Genomic DNA, 22344 nt, shown 5'->3' with positions numbered 1-22344 from the left:
GTCATTTTGTCCTCATGAGCTGGAAGCTACCCCACCAACCGATATTCTTGGCATGCCCCGTTTGTCCATCCAGGAAGATTACGTCGTTGCCCACGTTGACCACGTTGAAGGCATGAGCGTTTCTCCCCCTGGAGGCGACTACGATGCCGCGCGCTCCAGGTCCGCCTCGCGCGATCTCTTCGACTATCGAACTGAGGTTCGTGGGCTTGAAGTTCTTGCCCGGGTAGAAGCGGAGCATGGGGCCTACCGGGCCTCTGGGGATGAGTCTGGCAGATGCGGGGTTGCCCGCGAGGGTCTGGTCGACCGCGATGGCACAGGCGCGGCAGTTCACGTCTCCGCCGAGTGGGTTGATCAGCTTCACCAGTTCCGGGGTCACAGGGGTCTTGTACGACAGGCCCCTGACCGTGACTCCACCTCCGCCAACTCCCCAGCGGACGTTGCCGATGGTAGCTGCCAGGCTGTCAGCGCTGCTTGCTGGGATCTTCGGGCCGGGCAGAAGGAAGAGGCCGAACTGGCCGATCCCGCCGAGACATTGCATGGTTCCGTCGGCGATGTTGCCTTGCTGGTAGGAGTCGACGCCGCGGCGTATCGGGCCGACTCCGGTGAACTCGTCGATGCATCCGGTCCAGCTTGACCTGCCGTTCGACTTCGCGTAGTCGGATCCCGACTTGCAGGTCTCCGCGAGTGAACTGCCGAATTTGTCGAGCGCGGGGGAGAGCGGGATCCACTCGGTGCCCGGAATTTCAGCAGTCCAGCAGCCTTCGTCACCGCTGCCGGGGATCCACCAGCAGGTTCCTGCAGGGTCGTAGCGGTTCGTGGGGCTGTTCTGGGTGTAGGTGTAGCTGGAGTCGGCCGGGGTCTCTTGTCCGGGTGTGTGGGGATCGCGGCCGGTGAAGCGTCCCTGTGCCGGGTCGTAGGTGCGGGCCCGCATGTTGTAGCCGAGGGCGTCGGCCAGGTCTGGGTCCTCGCCTCCGGTGGGTTCCTTGTACTGGCCGGCGTAGCCGAAGTTGTTGTTCGGCTGATTGGCGTCGACTCCGGGCCCGCCGGTGCCGAAGGCGCTGGTGTAGTCGTACGTCTTGGCTGTCGTGCCCGTTGACGTGGTGAGGTCGGTGATGGAGCCGACGAGGTCGCGGTGGTAGTAGTACGCCGCGTCTGTGCCGGACACCTTGCGGTGCTCGGATTCGATCTCGTTGTACGGGGTGTACTGATAGTCCGCGTACAGGGCGCCGGTGGAGGTGTACTCGGCGGCGAGTTGCGGCAGGCTGTTGTTGATGTCCCAGGCGAGGGTGACGCCGGTCTTGGTGCGCTTGGTCCGGTTGCCGTCGGCGTCGTAGGTGAATCCCCATGTCGTGCCGCTGGCGGTCATGCTGGTGAGGCGGTTGTTGGCGTCGTAGGCGTAGGTGCGGGCGCCGGCCTTGGTCTGGTTGCCGTCGGCGTCGTAGCCGTAGTCGGTTGTGGCGGAGCCGGTGACGGTCTTGGTCAGCTGGTCGGCGTCGTCGTAGCTGTAGGCGGTGGTGTTCTTGGGCGTGGTGCGTGTTTTGCGGTTGCCGACCTTGTCGTAGGTGTAGGTGGTGGTCGCTGTGGCAGTGGGGCAGGTGTCCGCCTGGGTGGCGGCGGTGCACTCCGTTTCCAGACGGCCCGATTTGTCGTAGGTGTAGTAGAGGGACTCGGCTTTGGACGTGCGCTGTGAGTCGATGCGCTTGGGCTGTCCCGCCGGGTCGAGAACCGCATGCCAGCCCGACAGGGTGGCTCCTGCCCGCGTGCTGGCGATGTCGGTGATGCGGCCAGCTGCATCGAACTTGCGGGACTCTGTGTAGCCGTTGCCGCTTGGTAGCTTGGTGCTGGTGAGCCTGCCCGCCGCGTCGTAGCCGTAGGTGCTGGTGGCGGTGTCCGTCTTGGCGGTGTGACGGTTGCCGTCGTCGTCATAGGTGAACGTCGTGGCTCGGCCGTGGGGCAGGGTGCGGCTGAGCAGTTGTCCGGCGTCGTCGTAGTCGTAGACGAATCCCTTCGACTGTCCGGGGACCGAGGCTGTCTTGAGCCGGTTCGCGGGGTCGTAGGTGAAGGTGCGGGTGCCGGTGGCATCCGTGACCTTCTTGCGGTTGCCGAGGCTGTCGAAGACCGTGGTCACGTCCGGCGTGCCGTCGGAGTAGGTCGTCTTCGTCGGCCGCCCGAGCGGGTCATGTGTGGTGGTGGCGACCGTGCCGCGCGCGTTGGTGACGGTTTCGCGGTTCCCGTCCGGGTCGTAGCCGTAGGTGACCTTGCGGCCCAGCGGGTCGGTCATCGTCTTGAGACGGCCGACGGCATCGTAGGCGTACGTCGTCGTGTGCTTGTTGTCGTCGACGCGCGTCTTGATGTTCCCCGCGGCGTCGTAGGTGTAGGTGGTCACCCCGCCGTCGGGTGCAGTCACGGCCTCAATGCGGCCCAGCGTGTCGTAGTCGGTCTTGGTCGCCTCCCCGTTCTGGTTGGTGGCGAGCCGCTGTTGGCCCAGGGCGTCGTACTCGAACTTCTGGGTGTGCCCCAGAGGGTCCGTGACTTGCTTGAGGCTGCCGGCATCGTCGTACTCGTAGGCGGTGGTGAACTTGGCTGGGTCCGCGCCCTGTTCATTGCCGCGCGCGTCCACCTGGGTCTCCAGCTGGCCGTCCGCGTCGTACGTCCAGGTCTGCTTGTGGCCCAGGGGCGAGGTGATGCTGGAGCGGTTTCCGTCGGCGTCGTAGCCGTAGTGAGTGATCTTGCCGAGGGGATTCTTGACCGTCTCCAGGAGGTCGTTCGGCTTGTAGGTGAAGAAGGTGGACTTCTTCAGCGGGTCGATGACCTGTATGACGTTGCCGTTGTCGTCGTACTTGGTTTCGGTGACTCCTTTGAGAGGGTCGGTGACCAGGGCCGGCCGGTTGAGGGCGTCGTACTCCGTCGTGGTCGTCGCGCCGGTGGGGTCGACGGTTTTGGTGAGGTTCCCGTTCTCGTCGTAGCCGTAGGTCGTGGTGTACTTCGCGGGGTCCGTGCCCTGGACGTTGCCACGGGGGCTGGTCATCGACGCCAGCCGGTTGGCCGGGTCGTAGCCGTAGGTCGTCTTTGCGCCGCTGGGGTCAGTGACGGCCTTGACGTTGCCCACCGCGTCGTAGTCGGTGAGGGTCACCCCACTGGGTGTGGTCGCCTTCGTGACACGGTTGAAGTTGTCGTACTCGTACTCGGTGACGCGCCCTGCGGCGTCGGTGATCTTCTTCTGGTTGCCGTTGTCGTCGTACCCGTACGTGGTGACGTGGCCGGCCGGGTCGGTGACGGTCTCCAGGAGGCCTGCCGTGTTGTACGTGTTGGTGGTGGTGTACTTCGCCGGGTCAGCGCCTTCTACATTCCCGCGGGGGTCGGTGGTGGTCAGCTGCCTGCCAGCCGGGTCGTAGGTGTAGGTGGTCTTGGCGCCCGAGGGGGAGGTTTCCGACTCCAGGTTGCCCTTGGTGTCGTAGTCGTACGTGGTGACCTTGCCCCGGGGAGACGTCACCGTCTTGATGTTGCCCCGGCCGTCGTAGGTGTACGTCTGCTTACCGGAGGGCCCGTTCTCCTCCTTGAGCCTCTGGTCGGCGTCGTAGTCGTAGGTGGTGGTCGCGCCGCGGCCGTCCGTGTAGGTCTTGATCGTGTTGTTCGTGTTGTAGGTCCACGCCTGCGTCAGCGGCCCCTCGGACCTGGTTTTCAGGTTGCCGCGCGCGTCGTAGGTCATCGCCGTGTGGTTGCCGCGTGCATCCACAGCGTCTTTGAGGCGCGCCTTCGCGTCGTAGGTGAACGTAGTGATGTTGCCCAGCGGGTCGATGCGGTTGCGCAGCATGCTGCCGTGGTACAGGTCCGTCCAGACGCCGCCGTTGCCGTCCTGGTAGGTGGTCTCCAGCGTGCCCGGCGTGTACTTGGTGACTTTCCCTTCGGCATCGGTCTGCTCGCGTACATCACCGGATCCGCTGTATGACGTCTGCATCACGACCTTGCCAGCGGCATCGGTGATGCTCGAGAGCCATCCCTCCTCGTAGCCGTAGGTGACCGTGCCGCTCTCAGTCTTCACCGACGTGAGCTGTCCGGAGGTATAGCCGTAGGTGACGTTCCGGGCGCCGGGCAGGTCGACGCCGGTGAGCAGGTGGCTGGCCGGGTCGACGGTGACTTTGATCGTGTGGCCCACGCCGTCAGTGATCGAACTCAGGTTGCCGTCGGTGTAGGTCAGGGAGAGTCCGACTCCGGCTCGGTCCTTCCAGGAGGTGAGCTTGCCCCCGCCGTTGAAGGTCAGCTTCCCCTTCTTGGCCGTGGTCAGCGTGAACCCATCGGCGGCCGAGCCTGACAGCGTGGCTGTCACTCCTGCAGACGATGCGGTGTAGCCGCCCGTAGCCGAGTCCTTGGTGTACACGACGCGTGATCCGTTGTCGGCCACATAGGTGACCCTGGAGTCGGTCACCACCAGGCGGGCGTCATAAGCCAACGACCAGCCCCTGCCCAGCATTCCGGCAGCGTTGTTGTCGGACGCGTATGTACGCCGCAGCGCAAAGGACACCCCGGGCGCCGGGACGGCGCCGTCCACGGCGGACTCGTTCAGCGCCCCCGTAGCCGTATTGACCGGATCACCCATATACCCCTGGATTGGGGACCGGCCGGTAGTGTCCTCACACACACAGCCATACGTCTCACCGGAGGGAAGGGAAACCGGCCTTCCCAGCGCTGCAATGTTGGGACCACGCACCTCGGCACTCCAGCCAGTGGCGCACCTCCACCCCAGCGGGTCCGTATGGGTGCCCCGATCTGCCGAGACAGCGATCTTGGCGTAGTACTCGACGCCCTCGGTCAGGATCGTCGGATCTGAGACCCCCCAGTTGAGCGTCTTCCCGGACCAGTCCGACGACCCGTCAGGGTCGGAGTCGCACCACTGCTTGATCAGCTTGTTGTCCGAGGCCCGGTAGAGAGCCTTGTGGATCGACTCGGTACCAACAGGCGTGTCGTACTTGAGGTTTCCCCACTCAACATCAAAGCCGAACCAGGAGTGCGGGGCAGCCCGCAATTTTGTCGGAGGGCCGATCGCTGCTGCGCCCGCCCGGCTGCCTACTGCGCCGCTCTGCACCTCGGCCTTGGGCGCTGGCTTACTGCTCCGCAAGACCTTGCGTCCGGGAAGGCTGATGACCGCGCCCGGCTCCTTGGGCGCACGCAGCGCATTGACTTGAGCCCGCCGCTCCTTGAGCGTCATCCGGCGCTCCGGCTTCAGCGGCTTCGAGGTGCGCACACTGTCTGCGGCCACGACCGCGGTCGGAGAGTCCGGTGCTGCCGAGGCCCGCTCCCCGGTTAAGCCGCCTCCTGCCACCAATGTGGCCATCGCGGCGACAACCGCTAAGGCGCGGCCCCCAGACAGACGTAATCGCACAGCATCCTCCCCAGTCGGCGCAACAAGCTGCTAGATCCTTCCAGAGATCGCCCATGCAGCAAGAGCCTTACAGGAAAGTGCATTTGAGATGACCCTCACAAGCTGGTGCGTACAACCTTCCGCGCGTCACCGGTGTCAAAAGAGATCGTCTTTGCCCGCTACGAGTGAGGAGCTATGAATGCGGCATGGCAACAAATCGGCCAGCGAGTGCCGACAGAGAAACCGATCTCAGGTCGCGCTGGGGGGTGTCCTGCTCGGGAGCGTCTGCTCCATGGGGATTGTTCCCGCGCACGCGGGGCCGGTAGGGCATCCGGACGGCGCCTCCCCCCGGCCGGCCCAGGTGCGCACCATCGAAATAGGCCACGGCACCGGGCCTGAAGGGGTGTTGCGTCCCACAGAAACCGAGCCCTTCTCGATTATCGGTGCAGCGTGGGCCGGCGAAAAGCCACTCGACGGCCAGGCCCAGGTACGCGTTCGAGACGCCGTGACAGGAACGTGGTCGGGGTGGAGCAATCTTCATGCCAATGCCCAGCAAGGCCCCGAAAGAAGAGGAGCCAAGCTCCCCGTTTCGGGACAGACAGCACCATTATGGGTCGGCTTGTCGAACGCAGTTCAAGCGCGAATCACATCGACAGGTACGGGGACAGGCAAGGAACTGCCGGAGAAGATCAGCCTCACCCTGGTCGACCCGGGAACTGCCGTTCCGCCTGAGCAAGGCCCGACGAGGGCCCGCCCAGCGGCGGGGGATCGGCCCGAGACAAACACCCTGGCGGCAGCAGCGGCTGTCGCCAAGCCCCCGATCACCAGCCGGGTCCAGTGGCAGGCGGACGAGAACACCACCCAGCCTCCCACCTTCGGCACCGAGACCAAGGCCGTCCTTGCCCATGCCGCGGGCGGCACGAATGACTACAGCTGCGCCGATTCCCTGGCGCTGGTGCGGGGGATCCAGGCGTACCACATGGCAGACCCCGATCACCTGTGGAGCGACATCGGGTTCAACTTCCTCATCGACAAATGCGGCACCATCTTCGAAGGCCGCGGCGGCGGCATGGACAAGCCAGTGACCGGCTTCCACACACCGGGCTTCAACACCGACACCGTCGGCGTCGCCCTGCTGGGCGAGATGGGCACGAGCCGCCCCACCCCCGCAGCCCTGCAGTCGCTGGCCCGGCTCGGTGCCTGGAAACTCGGCCTGTCCGGACACGACCCCGCAGGAACGGCCACGATGACGGCCACCGCCTCCAACGGCAAGTACGAAGCCGGCGAGCAGGCAACCTTCCCCGCTCTGGCCAGCGCCTCGGAGGCCATGACCACCTCCACACCCGATGAGAACCTGAACACCCAACTGCCTTACGCACGGGCATATGCGAAAAGCCCTGCTGCGAACGCAGCGGCTCCCACCGCCGATGTAAACCGCGACGGCGTCAGCGACCTGGCCGTCGGAGCCCCGCAGGCCACCGTCGGCACCCTCAAGACAGCAGGAGCGGTCACCGTCGTACCGGGCAGCAAGAGCGGCCCCGACAGCGCAACCAAGCACGTCCTGACCCAGAACGCGCCCGGCGTCCCCGGCACCGCCGAAACAGGGGACGCCTTCGGCGCCGACAGCGCCTACGGCGACCTCAACGGCGACGGCCACGCCGACCTGGTCGTGGGCGCCCCGGGAGAGAACGACGCCGACGGCCACAGCGACAGCGGCTACGTCACCGCCCTGTACGGCCCAGGCCTCAACAGCGGAGACGGCTACAGCCTGGACACCGCCGCCCGCGTCAACGACGCACGCCTGGGGGAAGCAGTCACGGTCGGCGACTTCAACAGCGACGGCAAAGCCGACATCTTCGCCCTCGCCCCGGGCACCCCCGCCACCTGGTGGGTGCGCGACAGCGCCACGGGCGCGGCAGTGAGCAACTCCCTGCTCACCGCACCCGGCACGATCAAGCACCCCGACGCCGCCAGCGGCGACTTCAACCAGGACGGCTACGCCGACGTCGCCATCACCTACCTCGGGCCCGACAGCACCGGACGCATCATGCAGTTCCAAGGCTCTCCAAGCGGCCTGAAACCGGGCGCCGTGCTCTCCGCCAAGGGCGGCCGCTCCATCGCCGCCGGCGACCTCAACGGCGACGGCTACACCGACATCGCCGTGGGCCAGCCCTACCCCGTCGAGTCCGGCTCCACGACAGGGGGACAGGTCACCGCCTTCTACGGCTCCTCCAGCGGCATCACGGTCAGTGGTGCCACCTCCAGCGACCAGAACAGCGCAGGTGTGCCGGGGGCAGCCGAATCCGGCGACGCCATGGGCTCTTCCATCGCGGTCGGCGACGCCAACTTCGACGGCAGTGCCGACGTCCTGGTCGGATTGCCGAATGAGGACATCACCCGGGCTGAGGTCGACCGCAAAGACGCCGGCGCTGTCCTGCTCCTTCCCGGCAGCACCAGCGGCCTGACCGGCACCGGCTCCCAAGCCTTCAACCAAGACACCCCCGACATCACAGGCGACACCGAGGCGGGTGACCGCTTCGGCTCCGCGGTCTCTCTCGCTGACTTGCGTGGCAACGCCTGGGCTGACCTCGTCATCGGCGCAGAAGGCGAGAACACGGGGGACGGCACCGTCCTGCACCTTGAGACCGCTGCCACCGGCATCAACCCTGCCAGCGGTACCTACTTTGGCCCAAGCACGCTAGGCCTGGCCGCCGCCGCACATGCAGGCCAGGCCCTGGCGCCCTGACCTCTCTCGCGCCGAGGTAGGGACGGGCCGACAGACAACACCGGACCCCGGCGGCCGCCGGGGTCCGGAAACGGGTCGTAGCGCCTCGTCCTGCACACTCCTGCAGCTGATCAGAGTGCCGGTCGGCGAGAGCCGCGAGAGGCCACTGCCCGTGCGCTTCGAGGCGTGCCGTCTGCCCTAAGGTCCTCTGGCGCGTGAGTGGGTGGCCGGTCTCCCTCGCAGCCGCCAGCAAACCGTGAACTGACAGTCATTGGCGCAGTGCGCGCGGTGTTTGTGGGCTGCCTGGCGGTCACGTCCAGGTTTCCACCGAGGTGAAGGGCGGTCCTGCCGTAAGAGCAATGTGTGCTGGGCCAGCGCCACGCGCAGAATCCGCCAACTCGTCGGCGGGCATGCCTGGGCAGCCAGTCGGCTCGTGCGGTGTGCTGCACGGTCTCGTCAGAGTTCTCACCGGCACGGCCTGTTGACTCGTTCACTTTTGGAACGTTGTTGACCTGTCCGTACGGTGATGCGCGGGTTGCGTACTGCGGGCGTGAAGGTTCTCGGCCACCCGATGACCCCGGCACCGGGCTGGGGAAACCCCTCGTGAAACCATCTACACCGTGGGTAGCGTGAGTTACCCCAGGCACTTCAGACCACCCAGGAGTTCAGACGTGAATCGCCGTTTCCTGTCCATTGCGGTCGCCATCACCGCAAGTACCACGCTGCTGCTGACGGGTTGCAGCTCGGGCAGCGGTGACGACGACACCTCCGACAAGATCAAGGGCGCCGGGGACGGAGACAAGGACGCCTCGGCGTCCGCCGGCCCGTCGGCGAAGCCTGACGAGGCCAAGCGGCCGGAAATCACGCTGCCCAAGTCTTTCCAGGTCGCCTTCGATGGCTGGACGAACAGCGATCCGAAGCTCCAGGCCATCATGGACGACGGCAAGCAGCAGCTCCTGGCGTCCTACGCAGCGATCACCGAAGGCAACCCTGAAGCCGAACCTCTGGCGTTCTACAACAGGGGCGAGGCCCTGGCCACCGGCAAGAAGTGGATCAGCGGGTTCACTGACGACGCCTTGACCCTCATCGGCAAGACACGAACGTACAAGCCACAGGCCAGGATCAGCCCGGACGGCTCGGGCACACTGTTCTACTGCTCCGACGAGAGCAAGGCATCCACACAGAACCGCAAGACCAAGAAGGTCACCGGAACGCCTGCCGACAAGGCACAGGTGCTGTACCGGACCAAGCTGCGCAAGAACAGCCAGGGCGTATGGCAGACCACCTTCGTCTCGACCACGCAGGGCGGTTGCCAGTGACGCTGCGGAGCAGAATCGTCACTGCCCTGAACGGGGCCGCTCTGGCTGTGGTGCTGCCCCTGGCGACGGCACACCCAGCGGCAGCGATCGGAGAGGACGACGGCCGCAACCCCACCAAGCCCGGTCACACCGCGGGGGGCGCCGCAGGGAAAGAGCTCTACTCGCAGGTTGGGCAGTCCAGGATCGTCATCAAACAGTCCGGCGGCGGCCCGGCGAAGTCTTCCACCGGCACGCTCGCGCCCGTGGACCCCAACTGGCGGCCTCCCGCGTGCTGGTACGAACCGGTCGCGACACCCGAACAACTCAAATCCGCGGTTGAGGACATGAAGGGCACGCACAAGTTACTGCCCGTCAACTCGCAGCGACGATGGTCCGAAGAGCTGCTTGCTGACACCTACGACAAAGGCGAGCAGACCTTCTCCGCCGAGGCCACGAAGAACTACAACCTCGGCAAGAAGGGGATGTTCTGGCGAGACGTGGTCCGCAAGGGGCACGAGGAGGACATTGAGGCGATGGACTGCTCACGGACGATGTTCTGGCAGGACGCCAACTCCGTCCCCGACGATCCGAACGCCCCCACCCCTGAAGTGCTCGCCGCCTACGCCTACGACAGGATCCGTGTCCCGGACACCAAGGTCGAGCTGAAGCCGCAGGGCACGTCGACGGTGAAGCTGCCCACCTGGATCTGGCTGGACAAGGCCGTTTTCAAGGACGTCACGGTGCGCGCCGAGCTTCCCAACACCCCGCTGTACGCGGTGACGACCGCGAAGCCGGTGGCCCTGCACCTGGACCCGGGCACCGAGGAGGCGGCAACCTTCCCCGCCTCCGGCGATTGCCCGGTCAACGAGGACGGTTCCATCGGCGCCCCGTACGCCAAGGGCGCCGCCAAGCAGGACCCGCCGTGCGGCATCGCCTACCGACGTGCCACGGACGCTGAGCCGTACCAGCTGAAGGCCTCAGTCACCTGGGAGATCGGCTGGAAGGGCACCGGTGAGGCGCAGGGGGAGCTGCCAAACGGGACCTTCGAGACCACCCAGGACATCAACGTCCAAGAGATCCAGTCCATCAACCGCTGAACAACGATTCACAGCAGGTGCCCTGATGACACAGGGCGGATACACCGGGGGATTTGAACCGTGTCCCATAGGCCGTCGGACTGGCATGTGCTGGATCTGGAGAAGGATCCGACGCCGGGTGATCCGCACCGGGTGCGGTCGCTGGCGAAGAACCTCCATGACTTCTCCGATGACGTCGGCAGGGTGTTGCGGGACATCAAGGGGATGGCGGGCGACGAGGCCATCCTGAAGTGGGTGGGCAAGACCGCGGACGCGTTCACGGAGAAGTTCGAGGACGCGCCGGACAAGCTGAAGAAGCTCAAGAAGAGCTACGAGATGGCCGGTGACGCGCTGTCCGCGTACTGGCCCGACCTGGAACGCGCCCAGACCCTGGCCGACAAGGCCCTGGTCAAGGGCCGCGAGGCACAGGCGGACTTGAGCAGCGCCAAGACGCGGCTCTCGTCTGCCGACTCGTGGGTGGACAAGGCGGGCAAGGAAGCCGACAAGTACAAGGACAAGCCCGGCGGCGGCAAGGACGTGCCCAAGCCGGATCCGGACAAGGTCAAGGCCGCCACCCGCAACGCCCACTCCGCCGAGAAGGCCCAGAAGTCCGCACAGGGTGATGTGGACTCCGCGCAGAGCGCGCTGGACGCGGCGAAGAAGATGGCCGACGACGCCCGCAAGATGCGGGAAGAGGCCGCGGGCACGGCGAAGAGGAAGATCGACGAAGCGTCCGACGCGGGGATCCAGAACCGCAAGTGGTGGGAAGAGGTCGGCGACTGGGTCTCCGACAACTGGGACACCATCGTCGCCGTCTGCAAGGTCGTCGTCGCGGTCGTGGGTGTGATCGCGATGATCATCGGCGGGCCGATCCTGGCCGCGATCGTTGTCGTGGCCGGAGCGATCGTGCTGGCCGACACCTTGAGTAAATACGCGAAGGGCCAGGCAGGCCTGATGGATGTCGCGTTCGCGGCACTGGACTGCATCCCGGGTATGAAGGGCATCACCACCGCCGCGAAACTCGGCAAGGGCCTGAAGGGGTTGAAGGGCGGGCTGAAGGGCTTCAAGTCGGCCCGTACCGCGCTCAAGGACGGCGCGAAGGGCGCCTTCGACCGGGTCAAGAGCAAGATCAAGGGCTGTGGCGACCCGGTCGACGTCGCCACCGGGCAGATGTTCCTGGCCCAGACCGACCTCACCCTGCCCGGCACGCTCCCGCTGGCCTTCACCCGCCGGGCCGCCTCGGGCTACCGCACCGGCGGCTGGTTCGGTCCGACGTGGACCTCCACGCTCGACCAGCGCCTCGAAGTCGACGAGGACGGCGTCGTGTTCGTCACCGAGGACGGCATGCTCCTCGCCTACCCGCACCCCGAAGGCCCCGACATGCCAGTCCTGCCCGGGACCGGACCGCGCTGGCCGCTGGCTCGCCTGGACGACGGCGGCTACCGCATCACAGAACCCGTCACCCGACACTGCCGGTACTTTGCCGCCCCCGTCGATGACGTGGCACACCTGACGCGAATATCCGACCGCAACCACAACACCATCGACATCGACTACGACGCCGAGGGAACCCCACAGGCCATCCGCCACAGCGGCGGCTACAAGCTGAACCTCACCGTCGACGCCGAACGCGTCACCGCGCTCAGCCTGGCAGGCGCGGGCGACGATGGCGCCGACACCGTGATCAAACGTTACGGCTACACCGACGGCAACCTCACCACCGTCACCAACTCCTCTGGCCTGCCGTTGCAGTTGACCTACGACGAGCGCCAGCGCATCACGGGCTGGGAGGACACCAACCACAGCCACTACACGTACCACTACGACGACCAAGACCGCTGCACAGCCCAGGGCGGTGAGGCCGGACACCTTGCCAACACCTTCACCTACGACGGCGTGGACCCTGCCTGGCCCGACTGCCGCATCACCCACGTCACCTCAAACGACGGCGCCACTTCCCGCTACGTCATCAACGACGCCTGCCTCGTCGTCGCTGAAATAGACCCCCTCGGCGGCACCGTCGTCACCGAATACGACGCACGCCAGCACGTCGTCGCCTCAACGGATCAGCTCGGGCAGACCACGAGACTCGAGAACAACGAGCTGGGCATGCCGGTGAAGGTCCTGCGGCCCGATGGCGGCACCACCCGCTTCGCCTACAACGACCTCCACCTCGCCACGGCCGTCCAACTGCCCGACGGCACGTGCTGGCAGTACACCTACGACGAGGTCGGCAACTGCACCGCCCTGACTGACCCCAACGGGGAGACCACGCGCTACACCATCGGGCCCCACGGCGAGATCCAGGCCGTCACCAGCCCGCTCGGCGAGCGTGTGGAGGCCACCAGCAACGCCGCCGGACTGCCCCTGAGCATCACCGACCCCTCCCACGCGGTTATCCACCACGCATACGACCCCTTCGGGCGCATCCAGGCCAGCACTGGCCCCGGGGGAGGGGCGACCCACCTGACGTGGTCGGTGGAGGGACAACTCCTGTCCCGCACCCGCCCGGACAACACGACAGAGACCTGGGCCTTCGACGGTGAGGGCAACTGCATCCGCCACACCGACCCGCTCGGCGCGACGGTCCGCTCCGAGTACAGCCACTTCGACCTGCTGACGGCCCAGACCAGCCCGGACGGCACGCGCCTCACGTTCGCCTACGACAGCGAACTGCGGCTGACCGCAGTCACCAACCCGCAGGGCCTGACATGGGCCTACCACTACGATCTGGCCGGGCAACTCGTCGGGGAAACCGACTTCGACGGCCACGCCAGGACCTACGCGTACGACGCGGGCGGACGGATCACCCGCAACACCAACGCCGCCGGGCAGACCGTCACCTATCGCTACGACACCACCGGCCAGATGGTCGACAAGGCCATTGAGGGCCAGGCCACCACCTTCGAGAATGACCTGTGCGGCCGCCTGCTCAAGGCCACCAGCCCCGACGCCACCTTGGAGTTCCGGTACGACGCTGTCGGCCGTCTCGTCTCAGAGACCGTCGACGGCCGCACCCTGGCCACCTCCTGCGACGCCGCCGGACGCCGCACCTGCCGCACCACACCCGCGGGTATCACGACCGCCTACTCCTACGACACCGCCGGCAACTACGACGCCCTCACCGTGGCAGGCCGCATCTTCTCTCTCCAGCACGACGCCGCAGGCCGCGAAATCCAGCGCAGCCTGGGCGACCGTTTCACCCTCGCCTTCACCTGGGACGGGCAGAACCATCTGGCCGGCCAGACCCTCACGGTGCCCAGTGCCACCCGCCCGCAAATCCAGCGGACCTTCACCTACCGCGAAGACGGGCACCTGACCGCCATCACTGACCAGGACAGCGGCCGTCGCACGTTCACGCTGGACCAGGCCGGGCGCGTCACCACCGTCAACGCAGCCAACTGGAGCGAGGCCTACGCCTACGACGACGCAGGCAATCAAACCCACGCCTCCTGGCCCGACCAGCACCCGGGAGACCAGGCCCAAGGCCCACGCGCCTACCGCGGAACACGCCTGACGAGCGCCGGCGGCACCCGCTACGCCTACGACGCAGCCGGACGAGCCATCCAGCGCCGCAAGCGCCGCCTATCCCACAAACCCGACCTCTGGCGCTACACCTGGGACGCCGAAGACCGCCTCACCTCCGTCACCACCCCCGACGGCACCCGCTGGCGCTACCTGTACGACCCCCTCGGACGCCGCATCGCCAAGCAGCGGCTCGCTACCGACGGACAAGTCACCGAGGAAACCCGCTTCACCTGGGACGGCAGTACCCTCACTGAGCAGTCGACCCAGGTCACCGGATCGACCGAACTGATCACCCTCACCTGGGACCATGACGGGCTGGCACCCCTGTCGCAAACGGAGACGAAATCCCTCGCCCAGGCGCCACAACAGGTCATCGACCAGCGGTTCTACGCCATCGTCACCGACCAGATCGGCACCCCCACCGAGCTCGTCGACGAGCAGGGCAACGTTGCCTGGCGTGCACGCGCCACACTGTGGGGTACCACCGCCTGGAACCAGGACGCCACGGCCTACACCCCGCTGCGCTTCCCGGGCCAGTACTACGACCCTGAAACTGGACTGCACCACAACTACTTCCGTCACTACGACCCCGAGACGGGCCGTTACCTCACCCTGGACCCCCTGGGCATCGACCCGGCACCGAACCCCGCCGTCTACGTCGACAACCCGCACACTCAGGCCGACCCGCTGGGGCTCTCGCCCTGCAACGAGGCCGATGTCACCTGGGGCGGCCGTGTCCAGTACGGCGCGCCCGGCCCGGGCGGCCGCGCCACCGGCATGCGTGCTCGCCTCGAGTCCGACATGACGGGCGGGACGACGAGCCCTCCCGACAAGGTGCCCGGCTACGAAAAGTACAAGAAGCTCAACAAGACGCATCTGCTCGGCGCCCAGATCGGCGGCTCCAACAAGGACCTGCGCAACTTCGTCACCATGCACCGCAACGCCAACTCGCCGGTGATGAAGAAGGTCGAAGACCAGCTCAGAACCGCGGTCGATGCGGGTGAGACCATCGACTACAAGGTCACACCCATCTACCGGACCAACGACCCCAGCGATGTCGTTCCCGTGGGACTCACCCTGGAGGCACAAGGCAACCGCGGCTTCTCCTTCACCCCCTACGAAGGCGGCAGCAGCACCAACAGCGTGACCATTTTGAACGTCCCCAAGCCCAAATAACTACCGCACAGCGAAAGGATGCCGACCCCGATGCACCCTGCCGTGGAACGCCTTGCCGCACTCGTTCCTCCCCCCGGCCCCCGCCGCCCGCGCGACTGGGCCGCCGCAGAGCAGCGCCTGGGCACCGCCCTGCCGCAGGACTACAAGGAACTTGTCGAAATCTACGGAGGCGGGGTCTTCGACGAGACCATCTGGCTCCTGGACCCCGCCTGTCCGGATGAGGACTACAACCTCCTCGACCAGGCCACGGAGCGTGCCGAGACCCTGGCCAACTTGTGGGAGACCGAAGCCAAGCCGGCGCAACTGCAAGACGGCGCTCAGGTCCTGCCCTGGGCCTACATCGAGGGCAGCGGCGCCATGCTGTACTGGCTGCGCCGGGCGGAGCAGAAGCCCGATGAATGGGCGGTCATGTTCAATGAGGGCCGGGGCCCGGAATGGGAGTACCACCCACATCAGTGCGCGCCGTTCCTGTTGTCCGTCCTGACGGGAGAGGCGGACACGGTGTACTTCCCCGACTTTCCCCCCGCTGAGCACCAGTTCGATTCCAATGACGACATCCTCTGAACCCGTGGGGCCGCACTGTGTCCGACGGGTGCAGCGGGGCCGCCTGCTGGGCTCATCGAGTGGAGGCTGACCGTCAGCCTCAGGGTGTGAGTCGACCGGGGCGACGGGATCACGGGCATGGGCCAGCAGGGGGCAGCGTCCGGAAGGCTCCCTGGGTAGCTCAGGGCTACTGCGGCAGTTGCCAGTACGTTTCGCCCGCCTCGAGATCGCGGCGCCAAGACGCCAGCGTGCGGGCGTGGGTGAGTTGGTCGAGAAGGTCCTCCAGGGATGAGGGGGCGCTCGCGCAGAGCCGGGCGAGGGTATCGGTATCGGCGCTCCCGTGGCCGGTCTCGGTGTGCACCGCCAAGACCAGAGAGGCGAGCTGAACAGAAGGCGGAGCCTTACGCGGGACTGCCAGGGGGGCAGGGCGCAGGGCCCAGTGGGCGGCACGCGCCCGCTGCTCACGGCCGGGCGCCTGGGCCAGGACCGCGACGTCCAACAGCTGCGCTTCCACGGTCCCGTGCCGACGGCGGATGCAGCGCAGCCAGCCGGCGTGCTCAAGTTCATGCCAGGGGGTCGCGCAGGAGGCCAGGCGCATGCCGCGCAGGAATCCCTCCGGCAGGCCGACGCGCCCCTGTCGATCGGTGCGCAGTGCGCATTGCAGGGCCAGGAGGCGGGCGCTGGGGGAGGAGAAGCGGGGCAGCGCTGAGGCCAGGTAGGTGAGCATCTCCCTCACGCGCACGCGTTCATCTGCCCCCGGTGTCCGGGCGATCGGGCGGCCACGCGGTCGGCGGGACGCCGCAAGGGGCGGGGCGACGGGGAGCAGGGCTTCGGGGACCACCGCGGCGTGCGCGGTCGCGGTCGCGGCCGCGCACGCATCGGCCAGGCGCCACAGGCGCCCGCCCTGGGCACGCATCAGCACCAGCCGCACGGAGCCGGAGCAGCCACGGTGGCGGGGGTGCCATCGACAGCCCTGCTCAAAGCACTGGCAGGTCTGCAGATGTGGCGCCAGCACGTCATGCCGGGCGTGCTGGGCCAGGTGGGCCAGCGCCGTCGAGCGTGCCGAGCCAGCCGCAAGAGGCCGCGGGCCAGGACGGCAGCGCGGGCACACCAGCACCGGGCCGCCCGCCTCGGGCCGCAGCTCCACGGTCCAGATGCGCCGCACCCTCACGTGCGTTGCGCCAAGCCTCATGGGTGCGTTCCTCCCGCCTGATCCGTGCTGGTCTCGGCTGACGACCGCACACGCTAGTGCAGACCTCTGCCCCCTCGGTGGATCGCCGACCTGCGGAAATAGGGCAGAGGTCTGCACTGACAGGGCAGGGTGCTGCACCTTCGGATGGTGGAGTGACGATCTTCCCGCCCGACCCGAACCTCACCGCGCTGCGCCTCGAGCTCGCGCGCCTGAGGGCCGAGCGGGGATTCACCTACGACTAACTGGCCGAGCGCAGCGGCCTGGCCCGCCGCACCCTCATCGAAATCGAGCAAGGCCGCACCGTCGGCAGCCTCAAGACCTGGCACGCGCTCGCCCATGCCCTCGAGGTCCCCGTCGACCGCTTGCTGGGCACCCTCTGCGACGGCCACACCCCGCCCGGCGTCTGACCCCGCAACCGGCTGCCGCACCCCCGCGAACGCCACCCGAACGGGTAACCACAACCGAACAAACACTTCATCTCTCGGGTGCATGTTCCCCTTCGCTGGGCCATTCGCAGGAGACACCGCCGACACCGACATGACCGCGGCGCGCCGCCTGGCACCTTCCCTCCCATGCACCCCCGCTCCACGGCCTCACCCCGCCACTGGGACGGCACGCCGCTCACGGCCCGCCCGCACCGCTCCCTGCGCGTCGCCGCCACCAGCACCAGCCGCCTGCTGCGCACCGGACAGAACAGCCGCTGCCGCGCCTGCGGCAACCGCATCGAGTGGTACCAGCGCGACGACCACCGGCCCATCGCGCTGCACCCGGCCGAGTTCACCACCGCCGACGTGCCCCCCTCCAGCCGCTGGCACCTCAGCTGCGGCATCGCCCACCGCCACGGCGACAACAGCGCCTGGTGCCGCACCCCGCACGCCGTCCTGTGCCCGCACCGCACCCCCACGACCCGGCTCACCCCCCGCCTGGCCCAGACCCGCTGCCAACTCGCCGTGCGCACCCGCACCCTGATCGACGCCAGCCTGTTCGCCCCGCCCGCCGCCACCCCCGGGCCCATCCCGCCCGAGCAGACCGCGGACAGCCACCCCGCCCGGCCCGTCGTCCAGCTCCTCTACACCCGATACCTCGCCGAAGGCCCCCTGAACGCCCTGCAGTGCGTGGCCCAGACCCGCACCCGCCACCGCTGCCCTCACCCCGTCCTGCACCCGGCAAGCCCGGCTGGCATCTGGGCCCTCCTGCCTGCCAACCCCAGCCCTCGCCACCGGCAACTGGCCCTGCCCGGCGGACTCATGGCCGTCTACGACCTCAGCCGCCTGCCTTACGCCGAACAACTGCGCTGGCGCAGCCAACGCTGTCCCGCCCATGCCGCCGTACACGCCGCCGCCGACCTGGCCGTGGCAGCCTGGCAGGTCTTCGACCCCCTCCTGCACCACCGCCACATCCACTCGCACCTGCCCGGCCCCGTCCATCGGACGGCACCACGGCGCGGCAGGGCCTGTCCGAAGCCGACCCGGCCGCCCCATGCCGGCTGAGCACCGCCCCGCAGCCAACAAACAGGACCGCAAAGACAGCGCACCCCCGCAACACCACCCCGCTCTCCAATCCTCCCCACACGGAGCACCACCGTGCTGACCCTGACCGACGAGCAGACCGCTGCCGCTGACGCCTTTCGTGCCGGAGACCACATGGTCCTCCAGGCCGGCGCCGGAACCGGCAAGACCACCACCTTGGCCCTGCTCGCCCAAGCCACCCGCCGCCGCGGCCGCTACCTCGCCTACAACCGGGCCATCGCCCGCGACGCCGCCACCCGCTTCCCGGCCACCGTCACCTGCAAGACCGCCCACGCCCTGGCCTACGCCGCCCTCGGCCACCGCTACACCCGCCGCCTGAACGCCCCCCGCCGCCCCGCCGGACAGATCGGCCACGCCCTCGGCATCACCCAACCCGCCCGCCTGGGCGACCGCGAGGTGACACAACGGACCCTCTCCTACGCCACTCTGCGCACCGTCACCCGCTTCTGCCACTCTGCCGACCCCGCCATCACCCGCCACCACGTACCCCGCCTGCGCGGACTGGAAGACCCCGCCCAGCATGCCCAGCTCGCCCGCACCGTTGTCCCCTTCGCCCACCGAGCCTGGGCCGACCTGCAGCACCCCGCCGACGGCGTCGTCCGCTTCGAACACGACCACTACCTCAAAATCTGGGCCCTCACCCAGCCCACCCTCCCGGCCGACTACCTGCTCCTGGACGAAGCCCAGGACACCAACCCCGTCGTCGAACAGATCTTCCTCAGCCAGCGCAGCCACGCCCAGCTGGTCATGGTCGGCGACTCCGCCCAGGCCATCTACGGCTGGCGTGGCGCCAAAGACGTCATGACCGGCTTCGACGGCACCGCCCTGACCCTCTCCCAGTCCTTCCGCTTCGGCCCCCGCCTCGCCACCGAAGCCAACCGCTGGCTCCACATCGCCGATGCCCCCCTCCGCCTGACCGGCACCGACACCATCCCCACCGAACTCGGCCCGCTCACCCGGCCCGACGCCGTGCTGTGCCGCACCAACGTCGGCGCCCTGGCACAGGTCATGACCTTCCTCACCTGTGGACAGCGCGTGGCACTGGTCGGCGGAGGAGAGAGCCTGCGCGCCCTGGCCCTGGCCGCCCGCGACCTGAAGGAAGGACGCCGCACCGCCCACCCCGAACTGGTCCTGTTCACCTGCTGGGGCGACCTGCAGGACTACGCCGCCCACGACCCGGCGGGCAGCGACCTGCAGCCGCTGGTCGACCTCGTCGACACCCACGGCCCTGAGGCCATCCTCACCGCCGTCGCCCAACTCGCCCCCGAGGAAAGCGCCGAGGTCATCGTCTCGACCGCCCACAAGGCCAAAGGCCGCGAATGGGCAAGCGTGAAGATCGCCGACGACTTCACCCCACCCAAGGACAGCGAGGAGCGCGATGACCAGGGCCAGCCCCTGCCCGGCCCGATCGACGACGGCGAGGCCCGCCTCGCCTACGTCGCTGTCACCCGCACGCGCCGCTGCCTCGATCTAGGCGGCTTGTCCTGGATCCACGACCGCACCGGTGCGCCGCGCGCGGGTGCCGGCGGCCCGACCGAATAGACATGCCTGGCATGCCGTGCACCAGAGCAAGGAGCCGTTGGTATCGGGCAGCGCACTGCCGAGCTTGAACTCGGGGGAGGCGTTGCCCGTCGCAGGGGCGCCCATTGCCCTCACTCCCGGAAGCTGGCTGCTAACTGTGCGGTTGCTTTTCATGGCCGGGCAGTTCAGGTCGCTGGCAGGTCGGGCCCGTTCCCATGTCCGCCGCCACTGCCATGCCCGGACAAGCTGAGGTTCCAGTGGTACCGGCGCGGGCGTTGCGCCGGGCAGAATCGCTGCATGCCTGGTGACGAAACATCGGCGCTGCCGACGATCTGGCGACTGCCCTTCGAGCTGGCGTGGGAGGCGTTTAGGGCTGGCAGCCGGCCTATCGGAGCTGTGCTGATCAGTCCTGATGGTGAGACGGTGGCCAGCGGGCGGAACCGCAGCCAGGAGGCAGTTGCCCCACCTGGGCAGCTTGCTGGGGCAGCTATTGCCCACGCGGAGATCAATGTGCTGGCTCAGATGTCGTACCGGCGCCGCTATGAGGACCACGTTCTGTTCACCACGCTTGAGCCGTGTCTGCTCTGTAGCGGCGCTCTCCTTCACGCGCATGTTGGCACTGTGGTCTACGCCGCCGCGGATCCGTTGTGGCGCGGGATCGAGCAGGTGCCCTCCGTGAGTGGTGCCATTGCAGCACGCTGGAATCGCCGGGAAGGGCCTGTGCAGGGGCCTCTCAGCGTGTTCGGCGCGGTGCTCATGCGCCTCTGGACTCTCCTTCACATGCCGGAGACGCGCGAGCCGGCACGCAGTGACGGATTGACCGCACTGGCGCGGCAGTGCCTTGCCACGCCCGGCTTCGCCGAGTCCGAAACGGTGGAGACCGCCTACCAGCTCGCTTTGGCGCGGATCGCGGACGTCGCGCACTAGTGGGTGGCCTTTTGCCCGAGGCAGTGGGGCCTTATCGGGTCAGGCGTCGGTGCACGGGACTGGACTGCGCCGATGGATACGACGGCCACCCGTATCTTGACCCGGCGGCGCCCTGAACGTGCCTGGCCTGGCCCGAGAGGGCGGCGCAGTCCCCCCCCCCTAGCAGGGGCGAGGCCAGGTGCCCATGTCGGACAGGAGAAGAGGGAGTTGGCTTTCCTCGTGTACGGCGATTCCGGCGCGTTCCATGGCTGGAGCGAGCGCCAGGTCCCAGTCAGTGGGGTGGGGGGTGCCGTCCAGGGGGAGTCGCTCTGATGCGGCCGGGCTGGTGAGGGCGGTGCGGTAGTCGGCGGCGGTCATGCGCCATGGGCCGATGCCAGCGGTGTAGATGCGGGTGGCGATGGCGAGGCCGGGCCAGTCGAAGTCCCCGTGGTAGATGACGTGGGCGCCCTCGATGATCAGACGCTCGAGCAGGATCCAGGCGGCGTGTGAGGGATTTCCGGACGTGCAGATCAGTGGCGACGTGGTCCCGTTGCGCACCGCAGCCTGGACAACTTGCGGGTTTTCGCATGCGAAGACGGTCACGCCCGGGCGGGTCAGAGGATCCCGTGTTGCGGGGGCAGAGCGGAGCTCTTGAACCGTCAGGTGGGTGGCGAGGCCCAGCTCGGTGCGCTGGCGCAGCATGCGGGCCCAGGGAGAGGCGCCGGGCGGGGTGAGGTGCCAGGTGAGCACGGTGGAGGACAGCAGATCGGTGGTGACGCCGGCGCGTTCCCTGCGCAGCACCCCCACCCCGGGAACCTGCTGCAGCAGCCGAGCCAGCCCCGCCGCAGCCGCCTGCGGCTCCGGACGGCCCCCCACCAGGACCGCCACCGGCCCGGGAACGCTGCGCAGCACCTCCGCCAACCGCTCCAGCGCGCCGGGGTACAGCCACCCGGCATCCACCGGCGCACAGAACACCACCCGCGGGTCGCCGAGCCGGCGCACCCGTGCCGCGGCCGCTTCCAGCACGTCTGCCGCCCCGGCCGCCACGTAGCCCGTCGGCGTCAACGCCGCGTCGGCGAAGGCGAGATGCGCCGTCATCAGCTCTTCCAGTCGGTCATGGCCGAACAGTGGCGTCGGGCCCTCGTCGAGCCCGGGAAACGGCGCCTCCTTGGTCGCGTACGCCAGCTGGTAGCGGGCCTCGTCGACCAGCAGCGGAGCCACGAACCCGGCTTCGCGTAGCCGGACGGCCTTCGTCAGCGCCCCCTTCCCGGTCAGCACCAGCCCGCTGGCGGCGGCGTCCACCCAGGGGCGGATGCGGGCCTCGCGCCGGGAGCCGACCTGCAGCAGCACGCGATCCGCCACAGCCGTGGGAACCTTGCCGAGCGCAGAAGATGGAGCACGCGCCGTCATGCCACCCCCAAGAAGGTCACTGTCAACGTGCCTTAATGTAACCGGAGTTGACTCCGGGCGGGTCGGTCACCTGAGCCAACG

11 protein-coding genes and 1 pseudogene are annotated in these 22344 nt (G+C 67.9%); 9 read left to right on the top strand and 3 right to left on the bottom strand.

Going from position 1 to position 22344, the window contains the following annotated elements:
* Position 1: 1 nt before the first annotated feature.
* Positions 2-5257 (bottom strand): DUF6531 domain-containing protein, encoded by a 5256-nt coding sequence (locus AC068B_RS32665; RefSeq protein WP_478675152.1) that lies wholly within the window; start codon positions 5255-5257, stop codon positions 2-4.
* Positions 5258-5651: 394 nt separating this feature from the next.
* On the opposite strand from AC068B_RS32665, the gene AC068B_RS32660 reads away from it, so the two are divergent.
* The 5 genes from AC068B_RS32660 to AC068B_RS32640 all read left to right on the top strand — a co-directional run bounded on the left by AC068B_RS32660 (position 5652) and on the right by AC068B_RS32640 (position 15726).
* Positions 5652-8105 (top strand): FG-GAP-like repeat-containing protein, encoded by a 2454-nt coding sequence (locus AC068B_RS32660; protein ID WP_478675151.1) that lies wholly within the window; start codon positions 5652-5654, stop codon positions 8103-8105.
* A gap of 650 nt (positions 8106-8755) precedes the next feature.
* Complete coding sequence (locus tag AC068B_RS32655; RefSeq protein ID WP_478675150.1) at positions 8756-9403, top strand: hypothetical protein; 648 nt, start codon at positions 8756-8758, stop codon at positions 9401-9403.
* A complete protein-coding gene (locus AC068B_RS32650; protein ID WP_478675149.1) occupies positions 9358-10479 on the top strand; it encodes a hypothetical protein in 1122 nt (373 codons plus the stop codon). The genes AC068B_RS32655 and AC068B_RS32650 overlap by 46 nt, the downstream gene beginning before the upstream one ends.
* A 60-nt stretch (positions 10480-10539) precedes the next feature.
* On the top strand, positions 10540-15162 hold the full coding sequence (locus AC068B_RS32645) for a DUF6531 domain-containing protein (RefSeq protein ID WP_478675148.1): 4623 nt from the start codon (positions 10540-10542) through the stop codon (positions 15160-15162).
* 30 nt (positions 15163-15192) lie between these two features.
* Positions 15193-15726, top strand: a complete 534-nt coding sequence (locus AC068B_RS32640; RefSeq protein ID WP_478675147.1) for an SMI1/KNR4 family protein — start codon at positions 15193-15195, stop codon at positions 15724-15726.
* Positions 15727-15892: 166 nt separating this feature from the next.
* On the opposite strand, the gene AC068B_RS32635 is transcribed toward AC068B_RS32640, so the two are convergent.
* Positions 15893-16897 (bottom strand): hypothetical protein, encoded by a 1005-nt coding sequence (locus AC068B_RS32635; protein WP_478675146.1) that lies wholly within the window; start codon positions 16895-16897, stop codon positions 15893-15895.
* Between the two features lie 152 nt (positions 16898-17049).
* On the opposite strand from AC068B_RS32635, the pseudogene AC068B_RS32630 reads away from it, so the two are divergent.
* The 4 genes and pseudogenes from AC068B_RS32630 (at position 17050) to AC068B_RS32615 (ending at position 20874) form a co-directional block, all read left to right on the top strand.
* Positions 17050-17304 (top strand): annotated as a pseudogene (locus AC068B_RS32630) (helix-turn-helix transcriptional regulator).
* 165 nt (positions 17305-17469) lie between these two features.
* Positions 17470-18387, top strand: coding sequence for a DUF6083 domain-containing protein (locus AC068B_RS32625; RefSeq protein ID WP_478675145.1), 918 nt, complete (start codon positions 17470-17472; stop codon positions 18385-18387).
* A gap of 96 nt (positions 18388-18483) precedes the next feature.
* Positions 18484-19968 (top strand): UvrD-helicase domain-containing protein, encoded by a 1485-nt coding sequence (locus AC068B_RS32620; RefSeq protein ID WP_478675288.1) that lies wholly within the window; start codon positions 18484-18486, stop codon positions 19966-19968.
* A 276-nt stretch (positions 19969-20244) separates the two neighbouring features.
* Positions 20245-20874: a nucleoside deaminase gene (locus tag AC068B_RS32615; protein WP_478675144.1), complete on the top strand. Its 630-nt coding sequence runs from the start codon at positions 20245-20247 to the stop codon at positions 20872-20874.
* Positions 20875-21033: 159 nt separating this feature from the next.
* On the opposite strand, the gene AC068B_RS32610 is transcribed toward AC068B_RS32615, so the two are convergent.
* Positions 21034-22215: a DUF2399 domain-containing protein gene (locus tag AC068B_RS32610; protein WP_478675143.1), complete on the bottom strand. Its 1182-nt coding sequence runs from the start codon at positions 22213-22215 to the stop codon at positions 21034-21036.
* Between the last annotated feature and the right edge of the window lie 129 nt (positions 22216-22344).

It is taken from the genome of Streptomyces sp. NPDC042371, from assembly GCF_056437465.1.
The sequence above is the reverse complement of the archived record's forward strand: the minus strand, read 5'-3'. Positions and strand labels throughout refer to the sequence as shown.

Bases quoted from the DNA above. Each gene is read 5' to 3' on its own strand.
- AC068B_RS32660 (WP_478675151.1), top strand. From the start codon at position 5,652: ATGGGGATTGTTCCCGCGCACGCGGGGCCGGTAGGGCATCCGGACGGC.
- AC068B_RS32650 (WP_478675149.1), top strand. From the start codon at position 9,358: ATGGCAGACCACCTTCGTCTCGACCACGCAGGGCGGTTGCCAGTGACG.
- AC068B_RS32640 (WP_478675147.1), top strand. From the start codon at position 15,193: ATGCACCCTGCCGTGGAACGCCTTGCCGCACTCGTTCCTCCCCCCGGC.
- AC068B_RS32635 (WP_478675146.1), bottom strand. From the start codon at position 16,897: ATGAGGCTTGGCGCAACGCACGTGAGGGTGCGGCGCATCTGGACCGTG.
- AC068B_RS32625 (WP_478675145.1), top strand. From the start codon at position 17,470: ATGCACCCCCGCTCCACGGCCTCACCCCGCCACTGGGACGGCACGCCG.
- AC068B_RS32615 (WP_478675144.1), top strand. From the start codon at position 20,245: ATGCCTGGTGACGAAACATCGGCGCTGCCGACGATCTGGCGACTGCCC.